The following is a 5,134-nucleotide window of genomic DNA, read 5'->3' on the forward strand; positions in this document are numbered from 1 at the left end:
GCGCCAGCAGCGCGGCGACGGTCCGCAGGCGGGCCAGGTGGTGGTCGTCGTACCAGGCCAGCCGGCCCTCGCGGCGGGGTGGGGGCAGCAGTCCGCGTTCGCGGTAGAAGCGCAGGGTGCGCACGGTTCGGTGAAGCTCTCCGCCAACTCCTCGGCGTGGCCGCGCACCCGGCGGCCGGTGGCCAGCACCGAGGACAGCGGCAGTCCCGCCCGGACCAGGGCCGAGGAGGCCTCCAGCAGGGTGCGGCTCACGTGCACCACCTCGTCCCCGTCCGCCGCGATGTAACCGATCTCCATGGCGGTGGCCAGGTTCGCGGCGATGTCCTCGCCGTCCCCACCGGGCCGGTCGCCCGTCTCGAAGTGGGCGGCCAGGTCCTCGGGGGTCAGCCGGACGGGCTCCTCCTCGGCGGGTGGCCAGGCGTGGTCGGCCATGCCGAGGAGTTCGGCGGTGGCGCCGGTGTCGCGGCCCCGGGTGAACGCGTCGATCAACTCGGCGATGCCGTTGAGGGTGTGACCGCGCGCCAGCAGCGCGGCGACGGTCCGCAGGCGGGCCAGGTGGTGGTCGTCGTACCAGGCCAGCCGGCCCTCGCGGCGGGGTGGGGGCAGCAGTCCGCGTTCGCGGTAGAAGCGCAGGGTGCGCACGGTGATGCCGGCGGCCTCCGCGAGTTCGGCGGTACGGTACTCCCGGCCCGCTCCGGGGCGGGCCCCGGCCTCGTGGCCGGACCCCGCGATCTCTTCCGCGGGTCCGGGCTCCGGTCGTGCCGGCGGCTCATCCGTCATTCGGCCAGGTTAAAACGCGCACGCGCCCTACCAATCGGTAGGTTCCTGCCCTACCCTCCCATCGTGCCAGTGATGACTGGCGCGATTCGCCGAGGAGGCCACATGCGCGAACGGGAACACGTCCGGGTGGCGGTGATCGGTACCGGTTTCGGCGGGCTCGGGGCCGCCGTGTGCCTGCGCCGGGAGGGCGTCACCGACTTCGTCCTGCTGGAACGGGCGAAGGGCGTGGGCGGCACCTGGCGGGACAACACCTATCCGGGCTGCGCCTGCGACGTCCCCTCCCACCTGTACTCCTTCTCCTTCGCCCGGCGGCCCGACTGGCCCCGCAGCTTCTCCGGGCAGCCCCACATCCTGGAGTACCTGGAGTGGGTCACCGACACCTTCGACCTGCGACCGCACATCCGCTTCGACTCCGAGGTGCTGGCCGCCCGCTGGGACGGCGACGCCCTGCGCTGGGTGATCGAGACCGCCTCCGGGACCCTCACCGCCGACCTGCTGGTCTCCGCCGCCGGCCCGCTCTCCGACCCCGCCGTCCCCGACATCCCCGGCCTGGCGGACTTCCCCGGCACCGTCTTCCACTCCGCCCGCTGGAACCACGACCACGACCTGCGCGGCGCCCGGGTCGCGATGGTCGGCACCGGCGCCTCCGCCATCCAGATCGTGCCCGCCATAGCCCCCGAGGTGCTGCGGCTGACCGTCTTCCAGCGGACCCCGCCCTGGGTGCTGCCACGCGCCGACCGCGCCATCGGCGCGGCGGAACGCGCCCTGCACTCCCGCTTTCCCCCCGCCGCCGCCCTGCACCGGCACCTCCTCTGGCTGATCAGGGAGGTCCAGGTGGGGAACTTCGCCCGGCACCCCGAGCGGATGCGGGTCGTCGAGCGGTTCGCCCTGGCCCACATGCGCCGCGCGATCCCCGACCCGGAACTGCGCCGCGCGCTGACCCCGGACTACCGGCTCGGCTGCAAACGGATCCTGCTGTCCAACGACTGGTATCCCACCCTCGCCGAGCCGCACGTGGACCTGGTGCCCTCCGCCCTGCGCGAGGTGCGCGGCTCCACCCTGGTGGCGGCCGACGGCACCGAGGCCGAGGCCGACACCATCGTCTTCGGCACCGGCTTCCACGTCACCGACATGCCCATCGCGCACCGGATCACCGGCGCCCGGGGCCTCACCCTGGCCGAGGAGTGGCGCGAGGGCATGGCCGCGCTGCGCGGCTCCACCGTCGCGGGGTTCCCCAACTTCATGACGATCATCGGCCCCAACACCGGTCTGGGGAACAGCTCGATGGTCCTGATGATCGAGGCCCAGCTCTCCTACCTGGCCGACTACGTCCGCCGGCTCGCCGACCTGTCGGGTCCGGCGGGCCGCCCGGTCGCCCTGGTGCCCCGCCGCGAGGCGGTGGACGCCTACAACGACGCCCTCCAACGCCGCATCGCCCGCTCGGTGTGGAACACCGGTGGCTGCGTGAGCTGGTACCTGGACGCCAACGGCCGCAACACCACGGTGTGGCCCGACACCACCGCGGCCTTCCGCCGCGTCACCCGCCGACTGGACCCGACCGAGTACGAGGTACTGGGCAGCCGCCACCTCGACCGGGTCCCGGAAGGAGCCGCCCGATGAGCCCCCGTCCCGACAGCGACACCCGTACCCGCGCGGCCGTCCCCGGCGGCCCGGCCGGTGCGGTGCCGGCCGCCCGCGCGGGCACCCGGAGCCGGGAGCTGGTGGTGGAGTCCACCGGTGGCGCCCGCCTGCACACCGTGGTCCGCGAACCGGCCCGACCCGCCGACCCCGACGCGCCCGCCGCCCCCGCGCCGACGATCGTCCTCGCCCACGGCTGGACCTGCGCGATCTCCTTCTGGGACGCGGTCCTCGACCGGTTGCCCCCCGACCACCGGGTGGTCCGCTACGACCAGCGCGGCCACGGCCGCACCCCGGCCGTGCGGCGCGGCTGCGCCCCCGACCGCCTCGCCGACGACCTGTGCGCGGTGCTCGCCGCGACCGTTCCCGATGGGGAGCGGGCGGTGGTCGGCGGGCACTCGATGGGGGCCATGTCGATCGTGGCCGCCGCCGACCGGCCGACCTTCCGGGAGCGGGTGGGCGCGGCGATGCTGTGCAGCACCGGTACCGACCGGCTGATCCCCGAGGCGCGCGTGACGCCCTTCCGCTCGGTCGCGCTGCGCACGCGCGCGCAGCGGCTGCTGCTCGGCTCGACGCTGCCGATGGGGCCGGTCACCCCGCTCACCGAGTGGGCGCTGGCCCGCACCACGCTGGGTCCCGGTGCCGATCGCCGGCTGCGGCGGGAGGTCGCGGAGCTGGTGCACGCCTGCCCGCGCCGTTCCCGCGCGGAGTGGGCCGCCGTGCTCGCCGCCCTGGACCTGCGGGAGAAGCTGCCGCTGCTCACGGTGCCGACGGTGGTCGTGCACGGCACCGCCGATGCCCTCACCCCGCCCGTGCACGCCCACCGGATCGCGCGGGCGCTGCCGAACGCGGGGGAGCCGGTGATGCTGCCCGACCTCGGTCACATGACCCCGATGGAGGATCCGGGGCGGGTCGCCGGCATCCTGCGCGATCTGGCGCGCGAACATCCACCGGCGGGTGCATCCGGGCGGTCCCCCCGGCCGGAAGAGTCGGTCGAGGGTGCGGGGAGCGGCGCGGGCGCCGGCGCCGGTGCCGGGGAGGAGGCGTGATGGCCGGCGGGCCCGGGAAGCCGGGCGGGGAATCGGGCGCGGCCCGGGGTACGGCCGGTTCCCCGGGGGCCCGGGTGGCGGTGGTGACGGGCGCCGCCCGCGGCATCGGCGAGCTGCTGGTCCGCGGGCTGTCGCGGCGCGGCCTGCGGGTGGCGCTGGTCGGCCTGGAGCCGGAGCGGATGAGGGAGGTCGCCGACTCCCTGCCCGGACCGGCGCTGGTACTGCCCGCCGATGTCACCGACCCGGCGGCGATGCGGGAGGCGGCGCGGCGGGTCCGTGGGGAATTCGGCCGGGTGGACGTGGTGGTCGCCAACGCCGGCGTGGCCACCGGCGGGCCGTTCGCCGAGTCCGACGACGCGACCTGGCGGCGGGTGATCGAGGTCAACCTCATCGGTTCGGCCGCCACCTGCCGGGCCTTCCTGCCCGACCTGCTGGAGAGCCGGGGGTACTTCCTCCAGGTGGCCTCCCTGGCGGCGATCGTGTCCGCGCCGATGATGACCGCCTACTGCGCCTCCAAGTCCGGGGCGGAGGCGTTCGCGCACGCCCTGCGGGCCGAGGTCGGCCACCGCGGCGTGGACGTCGGCGTGGCCTACCTCAGCTGGACCGACACCGACATGGTGCGCGGCGCCGACGAGGACCCGGCGCTGGGGCGCGGGCGGAGCAAACTGCCGTGGCCGGCCAACCGCACCTACCCGGCCGGGCCCGCCGTGGACCGTCTGCTGGCGGGCATCGAGCGCCGCGCCGCCCACGTGTACGGGCAGCGGTGGCTGCGCGGCATGCAGGCGTTGCGGCCCCTGATGCCGACGGTGCTGGGCACGGTGGCGAAGCGCGAGATGCGTCGCCTGCCGCCGAGTCCGGCGGGCGGTCCCCCTCCCGGTCTGGTCGGTGCCGGGGGAGCGGCCGACGAGCGCTCCCGCGCCCGCCCGGAGCCCGGCCGGGGACCGGCGCCGGGGCCCGCTCCGGAGTCCGGGCGGGAGTCCGCTCCGGGGACGGCGCCGCAGCCCGCCCCGGAGGGCTGACCGCCCCGGGGATCCCCGCCCGGGGGAGCCCTCCCGGTCCGTCACGGGGCCGGGAGGGCTCCCGCCCGGCGCCGCGCCGGGCGCCCCGCGTCCGTCCGGGCGCGGGGCGCGCCGACGCGGTCGGCGGAGTCGGCGGGCGGGGTCAGTCGTGCTCGCCGCGCTCGCGCGTATCGTCCCGCCGCGCCTGCTCCCGGCGGTGCCCGCCGTGGCCGCCGTGCTCGTGGGTGCGGTGCCGGGTGTGCTCACCGGTCCCGCGCTCCGGGGCGCCGCGCTCCCGGCCCGGGCGTTCGCCGGAGCCGGTGTCGCGTTCGCCCCTGCGACCGCCCTCCGCCTCGCGGGAACGGTCGCCCTTCTTCTCGCGGCCCTCGTCGAGGTGCTCCTTGGCCCGGTGGGCCGCGTCCTGCGCCTTGTCCTTGAACTGGTCGAAACGGTCGGAGATCCCCATGTTCGCTCCTTCGGGACGGGGGCGGGAGCACGCGGGACACGTGCCCCCGAACCAGCGTGGCACCGCTCGACATTCATCGCATATCGGATGAAAACTCCGAGGTGAAGGGCCAAGTGGGAGCCGAGTGGGAGCCGAGAGGGGGCCGTGGTGGGGAGCGTTACCCGGAGCGCCCCGCCTCCCCGGCCGCTCCCGCCGTCCCGGGC

General features: G+C 76.1%; 5 protein-coding genes and 1 pseudogene. 3 read left to right on the forward strand and 3 right to left on the reverse strand.

Going from position 1 to position 5,134, the window contains the following annotated elements; genetic code table 11:
- Both FOE67_RS15960 and FOE67_RS29390 read right to left on the reverse strand, forming a co-directional pair.
- Nucleotides 1-124: MerR family transcriptional regulator (locus FOE67_RS15960; RefSeq protein WP_182664837.1), on the reverse strand; the 124-nt coding region annotated here is incomplete at its 3' end.
- Nucleotides 125-132: 8 nt separating this feature from the next.
- Nucleotides 133-780, reverse strand: a pseudogene (locus FOE67_RS29390) (MerR family transcriptional regulator); the annotation flags it as partial.
- A gap of 102 nt (nt 781-882) precedes the next feature.
- On the opposite strand from FOE67_RS29390, the gene FOE67_RS15970 reads away from it, so the two are divergent.
- The 3 genes from FOE67_RS15970 to FOE67_RS15980 are packed head-to-tail and all read left to right on the forward strand — an operon-like array spanning nt 883 to nt 4,486.
- A complete protein-coding gene (locus tag FOE67_RS15970) occupies nt 883-2,400 on the forward strand; it encodes a flavin-containing monooxygenase (protein WP_182664828.1) in 1,518 nt (505 codons plus the stop codon).
- Nucleotides 2,397-3,467, forward strand: a complete 1,071-nt coding sequence (locus FOE67_RS15975) for an alpha/beta fold hydrolase (RefSeq protein ID WP_182664830.1) — start codon at nt 2,397-2,399, stop codon at nt 3,465-3,467. The genes FOE67_RS15970 and FOE67_RS15975 overlap by 4 nt, the downstream gene beginning before the upstream one ends.
- On the forward strand, nt 3,467-4,486 hold the full coding sequence (locus FOE67_RS15980) for an SDR family oxidoreductase (protein WP_182664832.1): 1,020 nt from the start codon (nt 3,467-3,469) through the stop codon (nt 4,484-4,486). The genes FOE67_RS15975 and FOE67_RS15980 overlap by 1 nt, the downstream gene beginning before the upstream one ends.
- A gap of 142 nt (nt 4,487-4,628) precedes the next feature.
- On the opposite strand, the gene FOE67_RS15985 is transcribed toward FOE67_RS15980, so the two are convergent.
- A complete protein-coding gene (locus FOE67_RS15985) occupies nt 4,629-4,931 on the reverse strand; it encodes a hypothetical protein (protein ID WP_182664834.1) in 303 nt (100 codons plus the stop codon).
- Nucleotides 4,932-5,134: the final 203 nt, after the last annotated feature.

Source organism: Streptomyces calidiresistens, assembly GCF_014141525.1.
Classification (GTDB): domain Bacteria; phylum Actinomycetota; class Actinomycetes; order Streptomycetales; family Streptomycetaceae; genus Streptomyces; species Streptomyces calidiresistens.

Coding starts and splice junctions, on each gene's coding strand:
- FOE67_RS15975 (WP_182664830.1), top strand. CDS start 2,397: ATGAGCCCCCGTCCCGACAGCGACACCCGTACCCGCGCGGCCGTCCCC.
- FOE67_RS15970 (WP_182664828.1), top strand. CDS start 883: ATGCGCGAACGGGAACACGTCCGGGTGGCGGTGATCGGTACCGGTTTC.
- FOE67_RS15980 (WP_182664832.1), top strand. CDS start 3,467: ATGGCCGGCGGGCCCGGGAAGCCGGGCGGGGAATCGGGCGCGGCCCGG.
- FOE67_RS15985 (WP_182664834.1), bottom strand. CDS start 4,931: ATGGGGATCTCCGACCGTTTCGACCAGTTCAAGGACAAGGCGCAGGAC.